At 42.5% G+C, this 23,941-nt stretch carries 28 protein-coding genes and 1 tRNA gene; 8 read left to right on the plus strand and 21 right to left on the minus strand.

Annotated elements, in window-relative coordinates:
• Positions 1–225 precede the first annotated feature (225 nt).
• The 10 genes from CAPGI0001_RS12930 to bamG form a co-directional block, all read right to left on the minus strand.
• Positions 226–504: a hypothetical protein gene (locus CAPGI0001_RS12930; RefSeq protein ID WP_155813441.1), complete on the minus strand. Its 279-nt coding sequence runs from the start codon at positions 502–504 to the stop codon at positions 226–228.
• A gap of 163 nt (positions 505–667) precedes the next feature.
• Entirely contained in the window at positions 668–871 is a 204-nt protein-coding gene (locus CAPGI0001_RS04875; protein WP_002667615.1) for a hypothetical protein, read from the minus strand.
• 119 nt (positions 872–990) lie between these two features.
• A complete protein-coding gene (locus CAPGI0001_RS04880) occupies positions 991–1,158 on the minus strand; it encodes a hypothetical protein (RefSeq protein WP_162013386.1) in 168 nt (55 codons plus the stop codon).
• Positions 1,159–1,377: 219 nt separating this feature from the next.
• Positions 1,378–1,557, minus strand: a complete 180-nt coding sequence (locus tag CAPGI0001_RS04885) for a hypothetical protein (protein WP_248601299.1) — start codon at positions 1,555–1,557, stop codon at positions 1,378–1,380.
• Positions 1,541–2,560, minus strand: coding sequence for a hypothetical protein (locus CAPGI0001_RS04890; RefSeq protein ID WP_002667277.1), 1,020 nt, complete (start codon positions 2,558–2,560; stop codon positions 1,541–1,543). Before CAPGI0001_RS04890 ends, CAPGI0001_RS04885 begins: the two co-directional genes overlap by 17 nt.
• A 3-nt stretch (positions 2,561–2,563) precedes the next feature.
• On the minus strand, positions 2,564–2,821 hold the full coding sequence (locus CAPGI0001_RS04895; RefSeq protein WP_248601300.1) for a chaperone HtpG: 258 nt from the start codon (positions 2,819–2,821) through the stop codon (positions 2,564–2,566).
• Between the two features lie 266 nt (positions 2,822–3,087).
• Positions 3,088–4,332, minus strand: coding sequence for a hemolysin family protein (locus tag CAPGI0001_RS04900; protein WP_002667371.1), 1,245 nt, complete (start codon positions 4,330–4,332; stop codon positions 3,088–3,090).
• A 188-nt stretch (positions 4,333–4,520) separates the two neighbouring features.
• Positions 4,521–5,081 carry an LPS export ABC transporter periplasmic protein LptC gene (gene lptC, locus CAPGI0001_RS04905; RefSeq protein WP_002667613.1) on the minus strand — a complete coding sequence of 187 codons (561 nt, stop codon included), beginning with the start codon at positions 5,079–5,081 and terminating at the stop codon, positions 4,521–4,523.
• Positions 5,078–6,394 carry a tetratricopeptide repeat protein gene (locus CAPGI0001_RS04910; protein WP_002667405.1) on the minus strand — a complete coding sequence of 439 codons (1,317 nt, stop codon included), beginning with the start codon at positions 6,392–6,394 and terminating at the stop codon, positions 5,078–5,080. The genes lptC and CAPGI0001_RS04910 overlap by 4 nt, the downstream gene beginning before the upstream one ends.
• 91 nt (positions 6,395–6,485) lie before the next feature.
• Positions 6,486–7,733: a BamG family beta-barrel-assembly machinery protein gene (gene bamG, locus CAPGI0001_RS04915; protein WP_002667611.1), complete on the minus strand. Its 1,248-nt coding sequence runs from the start codon at positions 7,731–7,733 to the stop codon at positions 6,486–6,488.
• Between the two features lie 15 nt (positions 7,734–7,748).
• Here bamG and CAPGI0001_RS04920 point away from each other — a divergent pair, with 15 nt between their 5' ends.
• The 4 genes from CAPGI0001_RS04920 to CAPGI0001_RS04935 all read left to right on the plus strand — a co-directional run bounded on the left by CAPGI0001_RS04920 (position 7,749) and on the right by CAPGI0001_RS04935 (position 10,087).
• Positions 7,749–8,000 (plus strand): hypothetical protein, encoded by a 252-nt coding sequence (locus CAPGI0001_RS04920; protein WP_040359698.1) that lies wholly within the window; start codon positions 7,749–7,751, stop codon positions 7,998–8,000.
• 8 nt (positions 8,001–8,008) lie between these two features.
• A tRNA-Phe gene (locus tag CAPGI0001_RS04925) sits at positions 8,009–8,084 on the plus strand.
• Between the two features lie 92 nt (positions 8,085–8,176).
• Positions 8,177–9,253, plus strand: a complete 1,077-nt coding sequence (gene murG / locus CAPGI0001_RS04930) for an undecaprenyldiphospho-muramoylpentapeptide beta-N-acetylglucosaminyltransferase (RefSeq protein ID WP_002667512.1) — start codon at positions 8,177–8,179, stop codon at positions 9,251–9,253.
• 66 nt (positions 9,254–9,319) lie between these two features.
• The gene (locus tag CAPGI0001_RS04935) at positions 9,320–10,087 is read left to right on the plus strand and encodes a hypothetical protein (protein ID WP_002667486.1); all 768 of its coding nucleotides are present in this window, start codon (positions 9,320–9,322) and stop codon (positions 10,085–10,087) included.
• Positions 10,088–10,319: 232 nt separating this feature from the next.
• Here CAPGI0001_RS04935 and CAPGI0001_RS04940 read toward each other — a convergent pair whose 3' ends face one another.
• The 5 genes from CAPGI0001_RS04940 to CAPGI0001_RS04960 all read right to left on the minus strand — a co-directional run bounded on the left by CAPGI0001_RS04940 (position 10,320) and on the right by CAPGI0001_RS04960 (position 15,031).
• Complete coding sequence (locus CAPGI0001_RS04940) at positions 10,320–11,159, minus strand: nucleotidyltransferase family protein (RefSeq protein ID WP_002667488.1); 840 nt, start codon at positions 11,157–11,159, stop codon at positions 10,320–10,322.
• Positions 11,160–11,269: 110 nt separating this feature from the next.
• Positions 11,270–11,692, minus strand: a complete 423-nt coding sequence (aroQ, locus tag CAPGI0001_RS04945; protein ID WP_002667310.1) for a type II 3-dehydroquinate dehydratase — start codon at positions 11,690–11,692, stop codon at positions 11,270–11,272.
• A gap of 3 nt (positions 11,693–11,695) precedes the next feature.
• Complete coding sequence (locus CAPGI0001_RS04950; protein ID WP_002667466.1) at positions 11,696–12,616, minus strand: LLM class oxidoreductase; 921 nt, start codon at positions 12,614–12,616, stop codon at positions 11,696–11,698.
• 138 nt (positions 12,617–12,754) lie between these two features.
• Positions 12,755–13,594, minus strand: a complete 840-nt coding sequence (locus CAPGI0001_RS04955; protein WP_211205491.1) for a histone deacetylase family protein — start codon at positions 13,592–13,594, stop codon at positions 12,755–12,757.
• 210 nt (positions 13,595–13,804) lie between these two features.
• Positions 13,805–15,031 carry an RsmB/NOP family class I SAM-dependent RNA methyltransferase gene (locus CAPGI0001_RS04960; protein WP_002667456.1) on the minus strand — a complete coding sequence of 409 codons (1,227 nt, stop codon included), beginning with the start codon at positions 15,029–15,031 and terminating at the stop codon, positions 13,805–13,807.
• A gap of 142 nt (positions 15,032–15,173) precedes the next feature.
• Here CAPGI0001_RS04960 and CAPGI0001_RS04965 point away from each other — a divergent pair, with 142 nt between their 5' ends.
• On the plus strand, positions 15,174–15,689 hold the full coding sequence (locus tag CAPGI0001_RS04965; protein WP_002667580.1) for a DUF7935 family protein: 516 nt from the start codon (positions 15,174–15,176) through the stop codon (positions 15,687–15,689).
• 2 nt (positions 15,690–15,691) lie between these two features.
• Here CAPGI0001_RS04965 and CAPGI0001_RS04970 read toward each other — a convergent pair whose 3' ends face one another.
• The gene (locus tag CAPGI0001_RS04970) at positions 15,692–16,591 is read right to left on the minus strand and encodes a NifU N-terminal domain-containing protein (RefSeq protein ID WP_002667497.1); all 900 of its coding nucleotides are present in this window, start codon (positions 16,589–16,591) and stop codon (positions 15,692–15,694) included.
• A 20-nt stretch (positions 16,592–16,611) separates the two neighbouring features.
• Positions 16,612–17,130, minus strand: coding sequence for a mechanosensitive ion channel family protein (locus CAPGI0001_RS04975; RefSeq protein WP_002667591.1), 519 nt, complete (start codon positions 17,128–17,130; stop codon positions 16,612–16,614).
• 237 nt (positions 17,131–17,367) lie between these two features.
• On the opposite strand from CAPGI0001_RS04975, the gene CAPGI0001_RS04980 reads away from it, so the two are divergent.
• The 3 genes from CAPGI0001_RS04980 to CAPGI0001_RS04990 all read left to right on the plus strand — a co-directional run bounded on the left by CAPGI0001_RS04980 (position 17,368) and on the right by CAPGI0001_RS04990 (position 20,410).
• Positions 17,368–18,762, plus strand: a complete 1,395-nt coding sequence (locus CAPGI0001_RS04980) for an SLC13 family permease (protein WP_002667382.1) — start codon at positions 17,368–17,370, stop codon at positions 18,760–18,762.
• Between the two features lie 157 nt (positions 18,763–18,919).
• On the plus strand, positions 18,920–19,771 hold the full coding sequence (gene atpG, locus CAPGI0001_RS04985) for an ATP synthase F1 subunit gamma (RefSeq protein ID WP_002667572.1): 852 nt from the start codon (positions 18,920–18,922) through the stop codon (positions 19,769–19,771).
• Between the two features lie 102 nt (positions 19,772–19,873).
• Entirely contained in the window at positions 19,874–20,410 is a 537-nt protein-coding gene (locus CAPGI0001_RS04990) for a hypothetical protein (protein ID WP_002667424.1), read from the plus strand.
• 10 nt (positions 20,411–20,420) lie between these two features.
• Here the strand turns inward: CAPGI0001_RS04990 and CAPGI0001_RS12595 are convergent, their stop codons facing one another.
• The 4 genes from CAPGI0001_RS12595 to CAPGI0001_RS05010 all read right to left on the minus strand — a co-directional run bounded on the left by CAPGI0001_RS12595 (position 20,421) and on the right by CAPGI0001_RS05010 (position 23,939).
• The gene (locus tag CAPGI0001_RS12595; protein ID WP_002667604.1) at positions 20,421–21,368 is read right to left on the minus strand and encodes a hypothetical protein; all 948 of its coding nucleotides are present in this window, start codon (positions 21,366–21,368) and stop codon (positions 20,421–20,423) included.
• A 195-nt stretch (positions 21,369–21,563) separates the two neighbouring features.
• Positions 21,564–22,802 carry a hypothetical protein gene (locus CAPGI0001_RS05000; RefSeq protein WP_002667445.1) on the minus strand — a complete coding sequence of 413 codons (1,239 nt, stop codon included), beginning with the start codon at positions 22,800–22,802 and terminating at the stop codon, positions 21,564–21,566.
• 22 nt (positions 22,803–22,824) lie between these two features.
• On the minus strand, positions 22,825–23,406 hold the full coding sequence (locus tag CAPGI0001_RS05005) for a c-type cytochrome (protein ID WP_002667576.1): 582 nt from the start codon (positions 23,404–23,406) through the stop codon (positions 22,825–22,827).
• Positions 23,403–23,939, minus strand: a complete 537-nt coding sequence (locus tag CAPGI0001_RS05010; protein ID WP_002667433.1) for a DUF3341 domain-containing protein — start codon at positions 23,937–23,939, stop codon at positions 23,403–23,405. Before CAPGI0001_RS05010 ends, CAPGI0001_RS05005 begins: the two co-directional genes overlap by 4 nt.
• Between the last annotated feature and the right edge of the window lie 2 nt (positions 23,940–23,941).

Consider the following 23,941-nt stretch of genomic DNA (forward strand, 5'->3'; position numbering starts at 1 on the left):
GTTCACTGACAACTGTTCACTGACAAACTGACAACCCAAAAAATCGGGTGCGAAATTACAAAATTTTTACCAATTTTGAAAGTTTTATTTCCTTTATTTATTCACACCTTGTTCTAACAGAGAGAGATATACATAAGTATTTGATTTTATGAAATATACAACTATAGCAAGACAACCGAGCCTCTAAAAGCCTTCTTTGAGGAAACTATCTTAGAGAAATATCTCTTACTCCAATTTCAGAACATCATATTCTGATACTTCATAGCCTGTTATATTGTTTTCTATAAAAGCATTCAATAATTTTTCGGATATAATATTTCTTCCCTCAAAATGAAATATATCATATTGGGGAAAAGAATTTAATAAGTAAACTTCTTTAATTATGAGTTCTGTTTCAAAATCTTCAAAAGTTTTTTTCTTTTTTGATTTAAAGAAATCTTTTGAAGTAAAACAGAATTCTTGGATAATATCTCTCCATTCTAGTATGAATTTGGATTTTTTCATATCTATATATTGGAAAATATCATCGTAAAAACGGAATAAATAATAATCTTTTATAATTATTCTATTTTCCAATAAGATAAAAGAGTAAAATTTAGAAGTGGGGATATTAAAGTTTACAATAATCCTTTTTATTTTCTTATTAATCAAAATTCCCCAGTGTGAATTATAAGAGCTCAATAGATCTGTTTTTTTTAGCCTTTTTATTAAACTCTAATTCTAAATAAGGTATTTTATTAGGAATCTCTCCAAAAGAAAGTCTTTCATTGGAGAATGGAGAGCCCAATACACAATTTTCTGTTGGGGACACTTGTGGATATTCTCCAATCATATCTAAGTCAATAGATTCATCTATAGTAAAGTATTTCATTTATTAATTTTTTTAAAATATTCGTTTAGATTTATTCCTGAGTCTTTTGCATCTATGATTTTTCTTTTTTAAATCAGGAATCAATTCTTCTTGTAAGAATTTATTTGCTTGTTCTGGTGTTATATTCGGATTTTTTCTAAAAACTTATCTAATTTAGAATTTACATACTTATTATAAACTGGATGATTTCCGTGTATACCATTTCCAATGAGTTCAGTATATTTTTCCAGTCCTATACCATTCTGTAACATATTTGGATGAAAACCATCTAAGGCTGCCAATTTCATTATTTTTACATATATTCCAAGGAATAACATGATGTGTTTCTATATTTTCTGTAGTCCCCAATATCTTAGCAAGGATATTTCTATCTCCAAAATCTATCTTGTCTCCTATCCTCTTCCAAACCAATTTAATCTTCTTCTCACCCCATTCTATTGTTTGTTCTACTAATTTTTTCCCTTTGGCAAACTCTCCTGCAACATCAAATCTTCTTAATGAATTTATCAGTTCTCTAAATCTTTAGCTATAGCACTTTCAAGTCTTTTAATGATATCTTCTTTTGTAATACCTCTACCTCCTTGTTGGATAATATACAGCTGGTCAAAATTATCTATTGCTCTTAAATAGGCTTTATATTGTCCTAAGTCTTTAAACAAAGTAAATATTCTATTCCTCTCTTTCAAAAATGTACAAATTATCTTTTACATCTTTGATATATAGTTTATTACCACTCATATATAAGGGTTGGGTAGCCGCTAAGTGATTGCGAGTATTTTTTCTTTCTTCTTCAGGAATGAGTTCGTGTTCCCATACTAATTTTCTTGCTTTGTAATCAAAAATACCTATCCAACCGATACCCCAATGTTCCTTAGGTTTAGAACCTACAAATGTAAAATAATCTCCTTGTAGTAAAGGGTCAAATATAGATTTATATTGTCCCATATTAGGGTCTTCTTCTGAAAAGAAGTAACTCTCTTTCACTGTAAGTGTTTGAGTATCTATAACTGTCCAACCATTTGAAGCGATAGAAAAAATATTTTTAGTAACTTCATCTAACTGAACGCCAAAGCAATCGGTATGGTATTGTACACATCCCGTTTCGATATCTAAGACAATTAAGCGGTATTGTTGCGTATAAACCCATAGATTCCCGTGTACAATACCTATCATTTTGTATATTTTATCCTCTTCATCAGGATAAGGAGAATCCCCTAAGGAAGCAATGGTAAATTGCCAAAGTGTTTCTATATCGGTATTGATACGCTTTATCTCTCCCTCAAAAATATCATACGCTATAATGATATTTTTTTCTACATATAGCTTATATGGGATATACTCTTTGAAAATTAGCTGGTTGATCTCTAAATCAAGAATATTGAAGTAATTTTTGTAATCTTTTTTATCAAGATAATACTTCCAAACCCATTTATCATTAGAAGGAGATAATAAATCTGCTTTTTCAATAGTTTTTAAAAGTATCCCATCTTGCCATATTTTTAAACATCTTGCTCCATCTACTGTGAAGATTTTTTGATCTATTGCTATTATGTCTAATGGTACATTTTCTAAAGGTATAAAAACCTCATTAAAAAATATTCCTTTAGTAGGTTCATATACTGAATACACCTCTGTTTTTGGGTCAAAAGCTTTTACTTTTTGGATTTCTTTTATTTTTTTAAACTTCATAAATTAAAATGTTACTTTAATACTTTCTTGAAATGAACTATATTTAGTAGAAGTTGATAATTTTTTAGTTTTTGCGAAATCTCTTAAGTCTTCGGCTGATTCAATACCCATATTTAACCAAATAGATTCATTAGCTTTATAGACTCCTTCAGCATCTTTAGCTATAGCACTTTCAAGTTTTTTTATGATACCTTCTTTTGTAATACCTCTACCTCCTTGTTGGATAATATACAGCTGATCAAAGTTATTCCTCTCTTTCAAAAATATGCAACGTATGATTACTATCTAAGATATAGACTATCCTTTGTGCATTTTGATTTCAAAAAATAAAAAAGGAAAACATGTGATTGCCTTTCAAACCTTCAAACACGACTACCAACTTGGAACAAAGGTATAAAAAATTCTTGAAGTAGTATCCTCTTCCCCTAAAAAATAAGATTTGGTGTGCAAAAAATCTTTGCACACCAAATCCTACATAAAGCCTCCGCTTACCGCTCCCTCTTTCCACTCCCTTAAGTCATTGATCATTAATCATTAATAAAGACTCTCACGGTAATAATCCTATTGTCAGAGACTTCTTCTACCAAGAAGCGGAAGCGATCTATCTCTATCTCTTCGTTACGCTCAGGGATCGACTCATGTACGTCCGTCACCAAGCCTCCTAAGGTGTCGTAGTTCTCGCTCTCGGGGAGGGCTAACTTGTATTTCTCATTGAGGTACTCCACTTCCAAGCGTGCTGAGAACACATACTCCTTGTCCGAGATGGGGAGCTCCTTGGTATGTATCTGGTCGTGCTCGTCCTCTATCTCCCCGAAGAGTTCCTCCACGATGTCCTCAAGGGTCACCAAGCCCGAAGTACCCCCGTATTCGTCAAAGACAATCGCCATACTCTGGTGCTTCTTGGTCAGCGTATCCAAGAGCTTGGAGATGTATATCGTCTCGGGAACAAAGGTAATCGGACGCAAAAACTCTCGTATGGTCTTAGGCTTCTTGAAGAGGTCAAAGGCATGTACATAACCGATGATATCATCTATATTCTCCTGATACACAAGGATTTTTGAATAATTCGAACGTACAAAAAGGTCTCTGAGACAGGCCACACTCTCCTGTATACTGATGGCGATGATCTCCGTGCGGGGCTTCATGATATCCCGTGCCTTTACTTGGGAAAAGCCTAAGGCATTTTGGAATATCTGCACCTCACTATCCATCGTCTTATCCTCGGACATGTTCTCTATCTGCTCAGAAATGTAATTCTCCAATTCTTCCTTGGAAAAGGTCAAACGAGTCACATCGCCTTGGGTATTGAAAAATACGTGCAGGATATTGTCCGACAACCAAATAACAAAAGCTGTGATCGGGGAAAATATCAAATAAAGCACATAGGTCACCGGCGAGAGGGCTCTAAGTAGTGTATTGGAATATATCTGAAAGAAAACCTTCGGCAGGAACTCTCCTGTGATGACAATCACTAAGGTCGAAATAATCGTCTGCCAGAGTATCCCATGAAAATATTCTGGTAGGTAGCTTAGAATCAACTTGCCCATCTCTATTCCATAGATCACCAAGGTGACATTGTTTCCTACCAACATGGTTGCGATAAACTTGGACGGCTTGCGGGTGAGTTTCTCTAAAATACTTCCGATAACCCCTCCTTGTTTCTTCTCTATCTCCAGTTGTACCTTGTTCGAGGAAACATACGCTATCTCCATCCCTGAGAAATACGCAGAGAAGAAAAGCAATACAAGTATGATAATAATCGATGTTAACAACTTATTTAATGATTAATTTTTAATGTTCAATTTTTAAGGATTAATACTCTGACCTCTGCTCACTGACCTCTGTCACATGCACCAGCATAGGGCGATTTGCAAATCGCCCCTACAACAGAGCGCAAAAACCCTCATGCTAATATGGGGCAACCTCTGTTCACTGCTCACTGACCTCTGTTCACTGCTCACTACTCCTTCACGGGTATAATTCCTGTGATTTTATGGGCTTTTAGGTGGGTGAATCGCTTATCGAAATCCATGCCTATCCCCTTGGTAATGGAGCCCTGTAGGCTGTCTATATACTCAAAAGGTTGCTCGGTGAATACCCAGTCGGTATTGGCTTGCCAGAAGAGCTCTGAGGTCTTAAGCACCTTGCCATCATAGGTGATAATCTCCACACTATCACGCAGTTGCACCATCTGAGTAGGCAGGTAATAGATGCCATACCGCGCCTTGATGATATTCTCATGTGCCTGCTCATCATAGAGCTTGAGCACCAAGCCCTTAGGAAACTCCGTATAGGGAAACTTCTGAGTGGAAAAATCCTTGTTCAGTGCACTCTCCAGTACCGTCCTTACCTTGGTCGAATCGGTGTAGATAAGGCGGAAATTATACGTCTCCCCATTGGGTATTTTCTCCTGTGAATCTGCGCTTTTCTTAGCCGCCTCTTCACACGAGAAAAACATTGTAAGGACAAGAAGCCCTACAATGTTCTTAAGAAAATATACCTTTATATATGTGTGTATCATAACTGTGGTACCTTAACCGATTGGCCTATCCAACACTTGAAGGTGATGGTCTTCCCTGCCAAGCCTGAACTGAATATATCGGCACGTGAGGGAGCGAGCTTATCATAGTGTGCTGCCAATTTCTCCAAGCCTCCTTTTCTTGCGGTAGAGGCTGCCAGCCAGTATACAGCGCGCTTTTCGAAAGCAGTAGTACCACAATCATTCGCCGCAGAGGCATACGCCTGTGCCATTACCTGATAAGCAGAAGCATTGGACGGATTGAAGGACAAGGCTTTCTGTGCATAGCTCACCGCAGTGCTACCAGAGTATTTGGTAGCTATTTTTACTAAATAGCTTGACTTCTTCAAGGGGTCTTTCTCCAAATCCACCGCTTGGTTGAAGTACTTCACTGCCTCAGTCGTATTCTTTTGTTTTTCCTTTAGGATACCCAAGTATAGCGCAGAAGAGGCCGATGGGGCTAACTGGTTCAAGCGCTCTACGATTTTGACAAATAGCGGATCGGTGGTACACTCCTTGTCGGAGAGCTTGGCTGCTGCACGGCGCAACCACTCGGTGTTGTCCTTGTTAGCATCATATACCTTTTGGTAAAGAGGTACAAGGTTCTTACAATCCGCCAATTGTCCCAAGGAATTATCCACACTCTCGGTGATGTTCTTGAGGTTCTCCACACGAGTACGGGCTACTTGTAGCTGACCCTTTTCCTTCTCAGTCAGTGTATTAGCTTCTTCCTTAGGCAAAAGCTCATTCATGCGCACTGAGAGCTTGTTGTTCTCATTTTCTATGATTTCAGATACATTGTCATACACATCGAACACCTCTTGTAGGGGTTTCTTATTAGCCTTGTATAGGTCTAAGGCTGTAGCAAAGTACTGATAGATAGCGGTATCATCGGCAAAAGCATCCTTATCCTGCTTATATACCCCGTCCAAAAGAGCAAAAAGCTCCTCTTTGGTACCCTTATTGTGCTCTATGAGTATATATGCCTGATGGATTTGGTTGTTAGCGGCAGAGAACTTTTGTGGAAAATATTGATTATATTTATTATAAAGCTCTTGTAAGTCTTTGATATATTTATCCTTATCCACTCCCTTACTAATCTTATCCCTGAGGATACGCTCCCCATATTGGAAAGTAGACTGGTAGAGTTCAGGGCAATTGTCATAGACAAATTTCCAAGAAGGATACGCCTCATCATAGTTTTTTAGCTTGGCTGCCTCCACATATACGGAGGCCTTCATAGGGCAATCTTGCTTCTGCGCGAAAGCCGTCACTGTCCCCATCAAGAGGAACCCATACAATAATTTCTTTTTCATCTTCTTATTTTTTAAGGGGTTATATCAATTGTCAATTGTCAATTATCAATTATTAATCATTAATCATTGAGCATTATTCATTAATCATTGATTAGTGGTATTTTGTTCTCTGGAACCACTTATCGCTAAGGGTAAGGGCTAAGTGTAGGGTAAAATAGTTTTCCTTAAGGAGAGAAGTATCTCCCTTGCGCCCCCAAGTAGCCCCAAAGGAAACATTGGAAAGTCCTTTCATAGGTAGGGTAGCTCCAAAAGTCATGCCATAATCGTTGATGGACTTGTCTCGAAGCACGATTCCTGTACGTTCATAGTAGAACCCAGCACGATAAGTAACTCTTTTCCAGTATTTTGTATACGCTGTATTGTGTGGCAAATAAAATCCTCCTACTGAGAATTTGTACGCATTTTCATAACTTACAAAGGAGGAAGTTACAAAAGGATTGGAAAAATCTTGCATTTGTACAAAATTGGCAGTAGCTCCGACAAACCACTCATTAGGGTTGCCCACTCCTGCCGAGATTGCCCATTCGGAGGGCAAAGTCAGGTGAGTACGCCTCAGAGAAGCATCGGTCACCTCTCGACTATCTTTGATGATAAAATTGCCATTATTAGGCAAAAGCGAATAGAGGGTCAGGTTGTTATCCGATCTAAGGGTGGTCTGTGGCTTATAGGAAAGTCCTGTGTTGAGGCTGAGCTTTTCGGTAAGAGCGCGCTCATACTGCACTCCCATGGTAAAGCTGCCGCCACGGTATAGGGACTGACTGTCCTCACGGGTGATGTACGCCAATACAGGTGAGCTATAGAGATTGCTTAGGTTGCTACGACCGAAGTTGAACCCGCCGGCCACTCCTATGCGAAGCCCATTTATAACCTGGTAGCCCAAAGCCATATAGGCTTGGTTCACCCCGCCACTTCCCTCATAGGAATAGTACTGTTCGCGCCCCTGTACTGTCTCTTTCGACAACAGTCTATACCCTACGGAGGTATACGGACGCAAGCCTACTGAAAAACCTAAGTTCTTATAGATAGGAAACGAAAGGTTCACATAGTCCAATAGGAAAGTACGCTCCGAATAGCTATCACTCTGGGAATGCATACGGCGAATATCGTAGGACGAAGCCAAAGAAAATACGGTACGCTTGAGCTTGGCCAAAGACGCCGGATTGCGCACATCCACACTGGTAGAATCCACATAGGCATTCATCCCGCCCATCAGTGCATTCTCAATATTTCCCTCATAACGCCTATCTCCCAATCCATAATAGGAAAAAGGAGAGTTCGTGCCCTTCTGCCCATAGGCAAAAGAAACCATGAGCAAAGCTAAAATAAGTCTTATCTTCATAAAGATTGATCGTTAATGATGACCGCCTACACCCCTGTTTTGGGCAGACAAGCCGTCATTATTGTTACGAATTGCAAATATCCAACTTTTTTAGCATTTACACAAGAAAAAAGAAAGGTTTCCTTGTTAAACTTTTGTTTATTAAAAAACATGAATTTTAAACCACTGAAAAACAATAAAATAGAAATTAATGAAAAATTTTTTCGAATTTTTCTTGAAAAACACTTGCAGGAAAGAAAAAAAGTCGTACCTTTGCACCCGAATTAACCAACCATGGTGCCTTAGCTCAGTTGGTAGAGCAAAGGACTGAAAATCCTTGTGTCCCTGGTTCGATTCCTGGAGGCACCACCATTTAAAAACTAAGAGACTACTTTTCCTCAAGAAAAGTAGTTTTTTGTTTATCCCCATCATTGATCATTAATCATTAATCATTGAACATCAAAATGCGTATCATTCTCTCCGGCGGGGGTACAGGCGGTCACATCTTCCCTGCCATCGCTATAGCCAATGAGCTAAAAAAAAGATTCCCTACGGCCGAGTTCCTCTTTGTGGGTGCTGAGGGGAAAATGGAAATGCAGCGGGTACCCCAAGCGGGCTATCCTATCGTGGGGCTACCCATACGTGGGCTACAGCGCAAGGCGAGCCTCTCGACCTTAGCCTTCCCCTTCAAGCTCCTCTCAAGCCTGTGGAAGGCCTACCGCATCCTCAAGAAGTTCCGTCCCGATATGGTCATCGGTACCGGTGGCTATGCCTCCGCCCCTACCCTGAAAATAGCACAATGGCTCGGTATCCCCTCCTTTATACAAGAACAAAACTCCTACGCAGGAGTTACCAATAAGTGGGTAGCCCGTGGCGCCAAGGGAGTTTTTGTCGCCTATGACCACATGCAGCGCTATTTCCCTCATTCCCCTATCTTCCTCACTGGCAACCCTATCCGTGAAGAGGTAATCGATATCAAGGACAAAAATCCTGAGGCTTTTACTTGCTTTTCTCTTGATCCTGATGCCTTCACCCTTGTGGTGATTGGTGGGAGCTTAGGGGCTCGAAAAATCAACGAATTGGTAAAAACACATTTGGATTTTTTCCAAGAGAAAAAGGTACAAATCCTCTGGCAATGTGGCTCTTACTACTTCGAGGAATACCGCCAATACGACAGCCCCCAAGTGCGTGTCCTCCCCTTCGTGGAAGACATGAAAGCTGCCTTTGCCATTGCCGATGTGATTCTCTCCCGCGCAGGAGCCAGTACTGTGAGCGAACTGGCCGTCGTAGGCAAGCCCGTTATCTTCGTACCCTCTCCCAATGTCGCCGAAGATCACCAAACCAAGAACGCCCAAGCAATAGCCGACCAAAACGCTGCCCTACTGCTTCGGGAAGCAGATATTGACTCGCACTTCGCCCCTATGTTCTCTACACTCTGGAGCGACCCTGCCAAAAGAAAAGAGCTCTCCGATAACTTCAGAAAGCTCGCTCGACCCCACGCTACACAGGAAATCGTAAATATAATGATTAATGAACAATGATTAATGGTCACTTCCATACATTCAGTGTCCTAAATACAATAGACGATAATTCACTAATAAATTATTATGAAAACAATATTTTTCTACCTTTTCTTAATGAGTTTTACTGCCTCTTTTGGACAAAAACAAAGAACGGATCTTCAAGAAGAAAATCTAAAAGGAAAAGTAAAAACAACAATTACTACCTACTATAATGCTGTTCTCAGAGATGGAAAGATAGTACGTGATGGCTACCCAAAATATAGATATTATTCCAAAGAGGTTGTTTATAATAAAGATGGTAACATGCTAAATGTCAAAGAAATAGGAAAAGACGCCTTTGTACAACAATATTATTTCTATGACAAAAAAGGTAGAAAAATAAAGAAACAAGAATCTAAGCATCATGGAGAACCAGAACTTGCTTCCAAGTATAGCTATGTCCAAGGAAAATGCATTGAAAAACTCTATATAATAGGAGAGCTTTATTGCATTGATACTTTCAAGTACAACGCACAAGGTGATCCTATCGAAAAAAGATCTATAGGAGTAGGGCAATATAGGCAAGACTATGACTATAGGGTTAGCCTGAAGTATGATTCTTCCAGAAGATTGATTGTCACCAATTTATCAGAAGAACAACGGATTACCAAATATACTTACAACAAAGAAGGGCATTTAGAAAAAGAAATACTCTCTGAAGATGGTGATTGGATAGAAACTACACTATATAAGTACATTTCTTTTGACTCACAAAAAAACTGGACAGAACGTATTATGTATTTAACAGATGATGCGGGGGTAAGCAAACCTTTTTTTATAGAAACACGCAAACTGACTTACTATGAAAAATAAACAAGCCCTCTCCCTCTAAAAGAGAGAACAATGATCAGTAATTAGCCTATTACTTCGTTCACTGACCCCTGCTCACTGACCTCTGTTCACTATTCACTGCTCACTGATTTCTGTCACACGCACCAGCATAGGGCGATTTGCAAATCGCCCCTACAACAGAGCGCAAAACCCTCATGCTAATATGGGGTAACCTCTGCTCTCTGACCCCTGTTCACTGCTCTCTGACCCCTGTTCACTGACCCCTGCTGAGTCTCTCTATTTCTCTTTTGACTACCGCCAAGTCCTCCTGATAGGTCATACCGAACCATACAGCATCGGTAGGCACTACCTCCACTACATAGCCCTGTGCCATGGCATGGCTCACCAAGGTAGGTATGTAGAACTCCGCCTTGGGATCGTCCTCGTACTGAGCGATAAAGTCCTGAAAGAGAGGTACTCCCATTTCGAATATATCAGGGGTAAAGCCCCAGAAGTTCATCGATACGAAGCTCGAGAGGGCAAAGCGCTCTCCTGTACGTTCGTCGGTAGCTTCATCATCACTTGTTTTAAGGAGCTTGGTGCGCTCTTCTATGCTAAGGAGTTGGTTGTCAGCACTTACCGTACAGATACCACGGGATACCGTACCATTCTCACTTAGGGTATTGCCCAAGCGATAGCCTGCCGAGTAGAACGTCTTTTCCTTGCCTGTACGCAAGGCTTCTGCCATCATCTGGAAAGAATGACGCCCGTAGAAGTCGTCCGCATTGATGATAAGAAAAGGAGTATCTACAAGCTCCTTAAGGCATAGCAAGGCATGTCCTGTCCCCCATGGCTTCTTACGTTCCACAGGGTTATGCTTGTCCTGACATACAAAGGCAAGCTTCTCGGAAGGAAACTTCTTCTCAAGGTGTGTTCTTAGTGCCTCCTCTATCTCACTACGTACAATCAGTACTACTTGGTCAAAACCTGCCGCAAAGGCATCTTGTATAGAGTAATCCAAGAGAATGGAGTCTCCATGTATGGGCACGATTTGTTTATCTGCCCCAAAACGCGACCCCAAACCGGCCGCAAGTATCGCTAAGGTTATCTTCATCAATAATAATGGTTAATGGTTAATGAACAATGAGTAATGAGCAATGATTAATGGTTAATGATTAATGAGCAATGAGTAGTTAAGGAATTAATCATTATTGGCATTGATCATTAATCATTAAATAAAAAACTTTCTAAAGCTAATCTGTAACTCTCCATACCAAAGCCTACAATTACCCCTTTGGCTACCGCAGCTATATAAGAGTGGTGGCGGAAGGCTTCACGGGCAAAGGTATTGGAGATATGTACCTCCACCACAGGGGTGGTGATGGCACGTATGGCATCGTGTAGCGCCACGGAGGTGTGGGTATAGGCTCCTGCATTCAGGATAATGCCGTCATAGCTAAAGCCCACCTCATGGAGCTTGTCCAAAAGAGCCCCCTCGTGGTTGGACTGGAAATAGCTTAGCTCCAACTGGGGGTAAGCCTGCTGAAGGGTGGCAAAGTATGCCTCAAAGCTATCTGCTCCATATACACTGGGCTCACGCTGCCCCAAGAGGTTCAGGTTAGGCCCGTTGATAATAATCACTCGCATAGGCTATTCGTTCATATGTGGGAGCACTTCTTTGCCAATTTCGTCCAAGACTTCTGCCATAGGACGCGAACAAAACTTGGCAATGAAGATTGTATGGTTTACTCCCATAAATTTAAGGGTTTGTAACAAGTCAATCAGATAGTTACGACCTAATCTGAAGCCCAATTCTATATTGATAGGCTCCGCTGATGGATCCTCCAGAAGGTCTATATATAGGGGTTGTATATAGGGCTTATCCACCTGGTTGTGCTTCTTGAGGGCTTCTTTCCAGTTCTGTATGATATTCTTGGTATAGGCGAACTCACGAGGATAGTATATCCAGCCATCGCCATTTTGGGCGATCCAGTTGAGGTTGATCCCTCCAGCATGTCCGGTGATATACATCGGGATACGCTTGTTCACAGGCTTAGGAATCACATCTGTCTCGCCCTGCATCTTCCCGAAAGAGGTATTATAGTGAGGAAAGTCATCCTTCCAAAAAGTGCGTATGGTCTCTATCTGTCGCATGAAGTCTATACTACGGTTATCATACGGCTTATTGAAAGCTGGGTACTCTATAGCTCGGTCTCCTGAGGCTACCCCCAGGTGCAAGCGCCCAGGAAAAAGCCTATCTATACTGGCTGCTGCTTTGGCAAAGTGGATCGGGTGGCGTAGGGGCAGTACCATACTGGCGGTACCAAGCTTGATACTCTGGGTCAAGGTCGCAATATGTGCCATATAGATCCACGGATCGTAGATCTGCCCTACATCACGGAAATTAGGATCAAAAAGAGGTACATCCCTCACCCATAGAGTATCAAACCCTAAGGACTCCGCCTGCTGAGCCAGCCTAATCTGTTCTTCTTTATTCATCTGAGGTATTGGCCCCTCAAAAGCCTCTATAGGGAACAACACCCCCATAGTAAGTTTGTCCATTGCTATCATAATTGAGTTTGAGTTTAAAGGTTATAGAATTTTAGGGTTTTTGGATTCAAGGGCTTGAGCCACTATCGCCTGACAACTGACTACTGCCCACTGAACGTGGCAAAGTTACAATATTTTCTTTAAAAATAGCTACTTTTATCAATAAAATATACGTTGGGCTTCTCTAAAAGTATTCGTATGTGCCTCGAGGATAATCGAGAGCTTAGGCGAATACCCGCCTCCCATGCTGCATTGCACAGGAATCCCTCTTTTTTGGCATTCCTCGAATACGATTCTATCCCGCTGAGCACAGCCCTCTATACTGAGATTCAATAGTCCAAAGCGATCACTCCCCAAGACATCTACTCCCGATTGGTAAAAGACAAAATCCGGTCTATGTTGCTCAAAGAGTACAGGTAGGGTCGCTTCCAAAAGAGACAAATACTCCTTATCCGTGGTTTGTTTGGGGAGTTCTATATCCTTGTCCGACTGCTCTTTGACAAAGGGATAGTTATCCCGAGCATGCATGGAGAAGGTAAAGACTTCCTCCCGATGGGCAAAGATCTCCGCAGTGCCATTGCCCTGGTGTACATCCAAGTCGACAATCAGGATACGCTTAGCACGGCCTGTCTTAAGCAGATAAGCAGCTGCCACGGCTTGGTCGTTGAGCATACAAAAGCCCTCTCCCCTATCCGAGTAGGCGTGGTGGGTGCCTCCGGCTATATTGAAGGCTATACCTTCCTCCAAGGCGTAGTGTGCCCCATCTATAGTACCTTGCACCAGGGTTAGCTCCCGTGCTACCAGCTGTGGACTCTGCACAAAACCGATGCGGATACGAGTACGTTCGGGCAAGTGTAGCCCTACAAATGCCTCCACATACCCCCGATCGTGTGCCAAGGAAGCATCTGCTATACTGACCTTAGCTGGGGCAAAAAAATCCTCCTCCTCAGCAACCCCTTCCCACAGCAACTGCTCATGCAAAAGTGCGTACTTTTCCATAGGAAAACGATGGTTCTCAGGCACAGGATGCGTGTATATAGGATCAAATGCTATTTTCAGAATTATAGAATTTAAGGGTTATAGGGTTATAGAATTTTTAGAATTATAAGACACAATAAATAACATCTCTACGCGAGTATTGACTGCTCACCGCTCACTCTTCATTCTTCACTCTTCATTCTTCACTCTTCATTCTTCACTCTTCATTCTTCACTCTTCACTCTTCACTCTCAAAGCTGCCATATAGAATCCATCATACCCTTGGGTAGCGGATATCTTGTGTTGTTCCACCAGTGTAAAGCGCTTACCTGCCTCACTGGCGAGGAAGTGCTGCACTTGTTGTTCGTTCTCAGAGGGGAGTATGGAGCAGGTGGCATAGACCAAGCTACCTCCTTCCTTGACAAGCAGACTGTATTGAGCAAGCAGCTGTGCCTGCGTCTGTCGTATCTCCTCCAAGAACTCAGGGGTGAGCTTCCACTTGGTATCTGGGTTGCGGCGCAGTACACCCAAGCCCGAACAAGGAGCATCGATAAGCACCCTATCGAAGGTGCCTCGCTGGCGCTTAAGGTACTTAGTCTCTATCAGGCGTGTTTCTATATTGTAGGCGCCATTGCGCTTTGCCCTGCGAGAGAGTTCGTCGAGCTTCTGTGGGTATATGTCCATAGCCACGATCTTACCCTTGCCCCCCATCAGCGCCGCCAAGTGAAGGGTTTTTCCCCCTGCCCCTGCACAGCAATCGGCTACTTTCAAGCTGCCTTGTGAGGGATTCCACGCACCTAAGAGCAAAGGAGCCACTCGCTGTGACGAGGCATCTTGTAGCTCAAAAAGCCCCTGCTTGAAAGCCTCCGAGAGGAATACATTGGCACGCTTTTTCAGCTGAAGTGCATCGGGGTAGCCCTCCAAGGGTTCTGTCTCATAGCCTTCTTTAGCCAGCTGTGCACGTAGGGCTTCCCTATCTATCTTGAGGGTATTGACTCTAAGTACCACGGCCGCCTGTTGGTTCAGGGCGTGAAGCTCCTCACCCCATGCCTCCTCTCCAAGCTCTGCCACCCCAAGAGCGTCTAACCAATCAGGAACAGACTCCCGAAGGGCACGCACGCGGGAGAGCTCATCAAAGCGCCCCTTGATACGGCGCTCTGGCGTACCCTCAAAATACCACTCAGGCAAGGTAATGCCACGAAGCACTGCCCATACGGCAAAAACCCGACGGCTGCTCTGCACTGTAAAAGGCGCTTTCTCCTGTGCTATCTCTGTATAAAGTCGCTTATAGCGCACCAGCTCATAGAGCGTCTCGGCGATAAAAGCCCTATCCTTGCTCCCCCAGCGCTTATCACGCTTGAGCAACCGCTCAATGACCTTGTCGGCATACAAGCCGTCATTATTAATTTGCATAAAGCCGTCCACTACGGCATCTACTAAGTTTCGGTGTAGTCGCATGTTTCTTTTTCTTCTGTGGCAAAAGTACGTTTTTTTTTCTATTAACAATTAACAATTAACAATTGACAATTGATAATTAATATCGTATCTTTGCCCCCTATTTCAGTCAGTTGTGACTGAACTGTCACCTAATTTAAATAAAATGTTTCAACAAATCCTTTCTTTTTGCCTTCCTGCGGTAATTGTTGCCGTCTTGGCTTATTTTTTCTTTCAATTGTACTTCAAGAACGAAGACAAAAAGCGCAATTACCAACTCCTCAAGGACTTACAGCGAGAAGCACTTCCATTGCGCTTGCAGGCGTATGAGCGCTTAGTGCTCCTTTTAGACCGCACCAGCCCTCAGAAGCTCGCCCTAAGAGTAGCCCCTGCTACTGCGGACAAGCAAGCGTATGAGTTGCTCCTTATAGAGCATATCAATGCTGAGTTCGAACACAACATTACCCAGCAGATTTTCGTCAGCGAGAACCTCTGGAATGTCATCCTCATTAGCAAAAATGCTACCTTGCAGATTATCCACCGCATCGCCACCGATACCAATATCCCAGATGCACAAAAACTCCGCGAGGCGATCATCACGGAGTTCACTAACAAACCTGCTCCTTCAACCAATGCTATCTCCCACTTAGTCAACGAGATAAACACTTTCATAGGAAAATAACACTATACATTGTCCACCGCTTCTACGGTGAGCTTGTCATCCTTGAGCTGCTCCCTCAGTAGGCCTTCTATCCCCTGCTTGAGGGTAATGCGCGAGGAAGGACAACCATTGCATGCCCCTTGGAGAACGACCTTCACTTTGTGGGTCTCTTTGTCATAGCTAACAAACTCTATATTTCCTCCATCGCTGGAGACAGCAGGACGGATATATTGGTCTAAGAGGGCTACTATTTTCTTACTATAAATATCTCCTAAGCGAGGCAATCCCTTCGGGCGATCTTCCTCACTGACAGCCACTTTCACCACTGTTTTACCTTCCATAAGGTACTGACGGAGGAACTCTCGTGTCTCCATCATCACCTCCTCCCAAGGAGTGCTGCGGGGTAGGCGCGTGATGGATACATAGTTGGCATCAAAGAATACAGATTTGACAAAGTCAAAGCCAAACAAAGCCTGCGCCAAGGGAGAATTCTCCGCCTCTTCTATCGTTTTGAACTCATACGGACGACTTACCAGCTTCTTATTGGCGACAAACTTCATCGCCATAGGGTTCGGCGTACTCTCCACATAGATAGTCACCGGAATACGCTTAGGCGCCGTTTCCTGGGTTTCCTCTCCAGGGAGATACACCAAGGCTTCCCCTTGGCTAAGGGCTGTCTCTATCTGTCCTACAAGCTCTGGAGCGACTTCCTCCCAGCGGATATTACCGGTGGATTGCAGCGCAATAAAGTTGGCCGAAAAGTATACTGTCTTGATAAAGGGCAAGCGCAATAGCTCGCCTGCCAAGGGAGAATCCTGCGTATTATCCCCCTTGCTATATTGGTAGTTCCCTTTGACCAACACCACTGGTGCTTCTAACTGAACAATGGTAGGGTCTGCTGTGTATTTTATTTGTAATTTCATAAGTGTCTGTTGATTGTATATTATACTTCGTTAGGTTCTACTATGACTACGGCTTTTTGCAAAAGGACGTTGTTAGGTAGGGAAATGTGCTCGCCAGAGGCGGTTATCAGCAGTGTATAGAAGGAGTTGATATCCTTGATCTCGGCTTCGATAGGGCATTCCTTGTCCAAGATACGTATTTTGTCACCTATCTTGAAGGGGAAGGAGAAAAAGATGATAATCCCCGCGGTGACATTGCTCAGTATAGACCATTGGGCGAAGAAAGCTACCCCTATCACCGTAAGAATGGAGGAGATAAAGAGGAATATCTGGTCAGGCTTCACCCCCCAGATGGAGACTATCACCACTGAGACTAAGGTCGCTAAAAGGAAATCAATGTACTTCTTCACTAACTGCACACGTGCCTTGGGGAAATGCGCCCTTTGCCCAAAACGATTTACCAAGGAATCAGCAAAGCGCTTAAGGATAAAAAATAGGATCAAAGTAACTACCGTAGCAATGATCTGCGGGTATCTCTCTAATACAAAATCAAATATCATAAGCTATATAAAAGAGTTCAGGCTGCAAAGATACAACTTTTTTAATGATTAATGTTCAATGATTAATTCTCTGTTCACAGCTCACTGATCTATGACCTATGCTCACTGACTATCAATGTATTAAAAAATATTTTCTTTCGATTGAAAAAAATATTTTGATTATTTAAAAAAAAGAAGTAATTTTGTCAGACATACTACGCAAAAAAAGAACTGTTATTTTACAATACTTTTTAGATTATGAAGACCGAATTTATTTCCGCTAAGAGAGTTATTATCCTACTCTTAGCTACACTTTTCTCTGGCTCTATGCTCTTGTGGCTTCCCTATGAAGCTCAGACAAATAGAGGGATAGCTCTCCTGATATTAGTGGCTATTCTTTGGCTTACCGAGGTGATTCCTATCACCATCACGGCGCTGGCAGTGCCTATCCTTTCTATTTTCTTAGGACTGGTAGAAACCAAGCCTGCTTTGCAACACTTTGCCAACCCGACCATCTTTCTCTTCTTTGGAGGATTTGCCTTGGCGACCTCACTGAGTGTCAATGGATTGGATAGGTATATAGCTCACAAAGTGTTATCCTTAGCACGGGGCAACCTTTTAGTAGCCATATTGCTACTTTTCCTTGTTACAGCCTTGCTCTCTATGGGGATTAGCAATACAGCCACTGCCGCGATGATGATTCCCTTGGGTGTGGGCTTGCTTAAGGGATTGCCTTATGAGGAAAACAAAAAAGCGTACTGGTTTGTTATTCTGGGGATTACCTATTCTTCCAGTATAGGGGGGATGGGTACCTTGGTAGGTAGTCCACCGAATGCCATCGTCTCCTCAAACCTTCATATCACTTTCCAAGAGTGGCTATGGTATGGAATGCCTGTTGTAGCGGGACTTCTGCCACTGACTATTATCTTTCTTTACTTCTTCTTCCGCCCCAACCTCAAGGATGCTATCATCTCTCCCAAAGGAGAACAGACACATCAGGTAGCAACAACCTTAGGAAAAAAACAGTGGGCAGCGATTGTTATATTCGTCCTTACAGCACTCTTCTGGGTGTTCTCCACTCAGATCAACCCAGTTCTCTCAGGCTTGTTTGGCTTGGAGAAAATAGCCGACTTCGATAGTGTAATCGCCATGACTGCAGCTATCTTGGTCTGCGTGTTCAACGTGGTAAGCTGGAAACAAATCCAAGAGAATACCGACTGGGGGGTACTGATGCTCTTCGGGGGCGGACTTACCCTAAGCGCGGTGCTCACCTCCTCCGGAGCCAGCAAGGCGATGGTGGATTCCATCGTGGAGGTGATACGTTCGCAAAACTATTTCATAATAGGATTGTTAGTATCAACTTTCATCGTATTTCTCACCGAGTTCACCTCCAACACTGCCTCTGCAGCGCTTCTGGTACCTATCTTTATTTCCATCGCCGAGCAGTTAGGGGTAAATCCTACGGGCTTGGCCATGATCATCGGGATAGGGGCTTCCTGTGCCTTTATGCTCCCTGTGGCTACTCCACCTAATGCCATTGCCTTTGGTACGGGATTGCTCCCACAGCGCGTCATGCTCAAGACTGGTTTCTGGCTTAATATTATTAGCATCCTCTTTATCTCCATAGTAGGATACTATTTTTGGAATAAGTAAGCGGAGATCAGAAGGGGAATATCTGCAGGTAAAACCCTGAAATCCTTAAAGGGCTATACCCTCGTTATATTCTGATAAAAAATTAATCACTAATCATTGAAAATTGACAATTATTTTTGTATCTTTGCGCACGCAAAAAATGAATTAAAAGAAAGCTATGGCTAACCTTAAAGAGATCCGAAACAGAATATCTTCGATCAACTCCACTATGCAGATTACCAGCGCCATGAAGATGGTATCTGCTGCTAAGAGCAAGAAAGCACAAGAGGTCATCACCGCGATGAAGCCCTATGCCAATACTTTGGGCACCTTGCTTCAATCACTCAAAGATGCTTTGGGCAATGAGAATCCATTCCTCGAAAGAGCCGAAGAAAAGCGTATTCTTATAGTGGCTATTACCTCTGACAGAGGTCTCTGTGGAGCGTTCAACTCTGCTGTGGTTAAGCATACTCTTTCTCTCCTACAAAAATACCCAGGAAAAGAAGTAGAAGTGCTCACTATCGGAAAAAAAGGAAACGACATCCTCAAGAAAACAGATAAGGTAAGCCGCTATTGCGAAGGATTCTATGACCACATGGATTTCCAAAAAACAGCCTCTTTGGCTCAGGAACTTATTGATGCCTACCTATCAGGTAAGTATGATCGTATCCTATTGGTATATAATAGCTTCAAGAATGTAGCTACCCAGATCCTTACCGAGGAAGTGTTCCTTCCTTTGCAAATCTCAGAACAAGAAGAGGCGGCTCAAAGTGAATATCTCTATGAGCCTTCTGCCCAAGAGATTGTCCAAGGGCTGATTCCTAAGAGTCTCAAGTTGCAGATTTACAAAGTATTGCGTGATTCCTTAGCCGCTGAGCATGGTGCTCGTATGACGGCTATGCACAAGGCTACGGACAACGCTACCACACTACGCGATGAGCTCACCCTCACTTACAACAAAGCCCGACAAACAGCCATCACCAACGAAATCCTCGAAATCGTTTCTGGTGCCAACGCACTTAACGGGTAAGCAGAGGTCAGTGAACAGTGAACAGAAGTCAGTAACCAGAAGAATAATCTTTAATCATTGATCATTATTCATTAATCATTGAACATTAATCATTATTAAAAATTGTACACTTGTAAAATATACCAAGGAGCCATTATTGTGAATGGTTCCTTTGCTTTTGAGATGTTGGGAGGTGATTTTGCCACCTTTGCCAAGGGCGCCTATAAGCACTTAGGGATTGACTATCCCAAGTTCTTCAAGATGGACGCCCTAAGCAAGCTCGCTTTCTTGGGAATGGAGTACCTCCTCCCTACCCTACCCTCTCAGGATAAAGAGGATATGGCGCTGCTCTTTGCCAACCACTCCGCCAGCTTGGACACCGATCTGAGACACCAAGCCTCTATAGAAGACCCTAAAAACTACTATCCCTCTCCTGCAATATTTGTATATACCCTACCCAATATCTGCTTGGGAGAAGTCGCTATTCGCCACAACCTAAAGACGGAAAACTCTTTCTTCGTATTTGACCAATATCCCGAAGATTTTTTTGATTCCTATAGTCAGTACCTCCTCCAAGAGGGCATCGCAAAAAAAGTCCTCTGCGCATGGGTGGAACTCATGGCAGAGGACTATAAGTTATTAATTAACGTATTAGGATAAAAGTATTCTTTTAGTAGGTATAAGTGGTAACCTCAGAAGTATTTCCTTCCTTTGTTGTTCTCTTAGTAGGATACCCTTTGTCATTTTTCTCGTAGGTATATGTAGCAGATATTCTTTTAGGAAGTTCATGCTGACCATCAGTTCCTGATTTAGTGATTTCAGTAACTACATTTTTGCTTCTTTCTGGAGAATAGCGATCTTCCTCAAGAAAATAATTAAGGTCTACTAATTTGAACTCTAAAGAGGCATCAGGATTTTTTATAGTAGTGTCATATTTGTATTCCTCTATGGCACTACCTACGACATTCCCTTGGTAGAATCTTTCTAGAACCTTTTTAGTAAGATTTCCATTTTCAAAAGTATAGGTCAAGGATTCATTCGTATTTGTACTATTTTTTTCCACTACAGTGTTTGCCGTAGGATATTCGTAAGTAATCGTATAAGGCTGTTCATTTGTAGCAGAGAAAGTCATTTTAGAGAGTCTTCCCTGAGCGTCGTACTCATGTACATATCTTGCTGTTGTATTATTATGAGTAGCTTTGATCTCTTCGATCTGATTTTTCGCATTGTAGATGTACTCTATTGTACGAGTAAGGCCATCTTCCGTTTGTTCCAATTTGGTGGGAAGCCCTTTGTCATTGTAGGTAACATTGGTAGTAATGGTCTTTTTATTTACCTTTTGACCATTTTGGTAATGATCTATAACCACACTCTTTACTTTGTTGTTTTCTAGGGTATAAGTAGTGATGTCGTATTCTTGGTCAGTTCCTTCTTTCTGAGTTGGGAATACTGCAGGTTCTTCTGTAATGAAAGGGTCTCCACTTATGGTGCTGCTGCTTATTGCTTTATTTCCTCCTCCGTTATTTCCTCCTCCATTGTAGACAGCCACGTTGTCATCATTTTTACTACAAGCCACTCCTATAAGAGCTAAACTGGCTAGGACAAACATTTTTTTCATGGTATTTATTTTTATTATTTATGGCGGCAAAGGTAGTTATTTATTTGGTAACTATACTTTCCATGCAAGAGAATTTGCATGAAATGTATAAAATTGTACATGAACGGTAAAAAACACTCCTTTCTTAACAAAAAAGAGGCTACCCTTTTCGGATAGCCTCCATATCAGTAATAAAACCAAATAAATTTCTATATACTAATAGTGAAAATGTTCACTCTCATGCATAAGAGGGTGATTTTTCTCCACTAAAGGAGCCTTGGTAAGGGTGCGGAAGGTAACAAAGGTAAAGAGTCCAAAAAAGAACAATACACTACCTATTTCACCTGCGCCTATGCACCACTGATCCCCTACTGTAGCAGGCATGATCATATTGAAGAAATCCAAATAGTGTCCTACTAGGATAACCACTGCCATGGTACCTACTACCCAAGGTTTGCGCTTGATATCGGAATCCACCAAGATAAGCAGTGGCAAAAGGAAGTTGATAGCAAGCATACTCAGTACGATAGGTTCATAGTGCTCTAAGCGAGTTACAAAGTAGGTTACTTCCTCTGGGATATTGGAGTACCAATACAAGAGGTATTGGGAGAACCAAAGATAAGTCCAGAAGATAGAGAACCCGAAGAGGTATTTGGCCAAATCGTGCAAGTGACTGTCATTGACATGCTCTAAGTAGCCTTGGCTTTTGAGAGTTACAGTAACTAAGATAATAGCTGCAATAGCTGAAGCAATCAAGCTACCAAATACATACCAACCGAATAGGGTACTGAACCAGTGAGGATCCACGCTCATCACCCAGTCCCAAGACATCATGGACTCACTCACGAGGAAGAATACCAAGAAGCCTGCTGACCATTTGAAAGCCTTGACGAATGGACGATTGTCATGTGCCTGATCCTGTGCTTTGGAGAGCTTGCGAGTAATCTGGCGATAAGCAATCCAGCCAAGCATATATACGGCAGCACGCACCAAGAAGAAAGGCACATTCAGGTAGCCTGTCTTTCCCTGAATTACCTTATCATGCGCCACTACCGCAGGATCCATCCAGATAAAAAGGTGATTGAAGTGTAGGCCTGAGAATACCAATAGGAGGAAGAAAATAAGTGCCCCTATAGGCAAATAGCCTGTGATACCCTCCATCACTCTAAAGAGAATTGGAGCCCAACCTGCCTGAGCAGCTCGGTTAATGGCGTAAAATGCCAATACCCCTAAGGAGATAAGCATAAAGAACAGGGCCGCTACATAGAGGGCTGCCCAAGGCTTATTCTGTAATAAGTGTAGCACATGCTCAGCGTGAGCGGGATCATGGCTGGCATGAGCGCCCAAAGCCTCCACTGTACTGGGGGTAGCGATAAAGCTATACCCTATGCCTAAAAGCCCCACTACCATACTGATGATGGCTACTAATTTGATTTTTCCTGAAAACGAATACATAATTCTTCTTATCTTAAGTGGGTTATTTGTTTAAGAGTTTGTTACGGAGTTGCTCCACATAGAGGGCTACCTGCCAGCGCTCTTTCTCAGTAATCTGAGAAGCGTATGAGCCCATGGCATTGCGTCCGTGATAGATAACGTAATAGATACTTCCTTGGGTAATCTCCCTATCCTTATAGTTAGGCACCCCTAAGTATTTGTCACGCTGTACCAAGATTCCCTGTCCGTCCCCTTCAGCACCATGACACACCATACAATAGATGTTGTAAAGAGCAGCCCCTTCCTTGAGGTGATCCTTTAGGGCTAAGCTATCGGCGAGCAAAGGGTTTTTTAGGTTGGCCTTAGCCTGCTCATACCCTTCGTTTGTATTAGGGTATAGGAAAGGCATCCACCCACGCTTAATAGTGTGCTCAGGTGGGAGCTGTGCCTCCATGCCATTCTTGAGGGCTTGATTCCCTTGGGGAGCTTCCTGATAGGTCTCGTAGCCCACAGGGAAATACATGTCCGTATCGGCCATGTACTGATAGTTAGGCTTGTCCTTATGGAAGCAAGAGGTAAGGGCACAACTTGCTATCAATAAAGAGAGTATATATCTTTTTTTCATATCTGAATTGCTTTTTTGTCTGCTAATTTTACCTCTACTGCTCCGGTGGATTCTAAGAATTTCACCACTTCTTCCTCGTTGCCATCACTGGCTACTTCCATAAGAAAATGGTCATCGGTGGTACGAGGATCTGGATTCTCAGCCTTCTTATAGGGATATAGCTTACTACGCATGTAGAAAGAGATTACCATAAGGTGGGCAGCGAAGAATACTGTCATTTCGAACATGATAGGCACGAAAGCAGGTAAGTTCGTGATATACGTAAAGTTAGGTTTTCCCCCAATGTTACGTGGCCAGTCATCGATCATGATATATTTCATCATCAGGGTAGCCACAGTGAGCCCTATACACCCATAGATGAAAGAAGCGATGGCAAGGCGTGTGTGCTTGAGTCCCAAAACCTTGTCAAGCCCATGTACAGGGAAAGGCGTATATACCTCCTCGATCTTGAGGTTGGCTGCGCGCACTTTCTTGACGGCGTCCATCAGCACGTCGTCGTCGTTATAGATTGCATGTACTACTTTCTTACTCATAA

This window comes from Capnocytophaga gingivalis ATCC 33624, assembly GCF_000174755.1.
GTDB lineage: Bacteria > Bacteroidota > Bacteroidia > Flavobacteriales > Flavobacteriaceae > Capnocytophaga > Capnocytophaga gingivalis.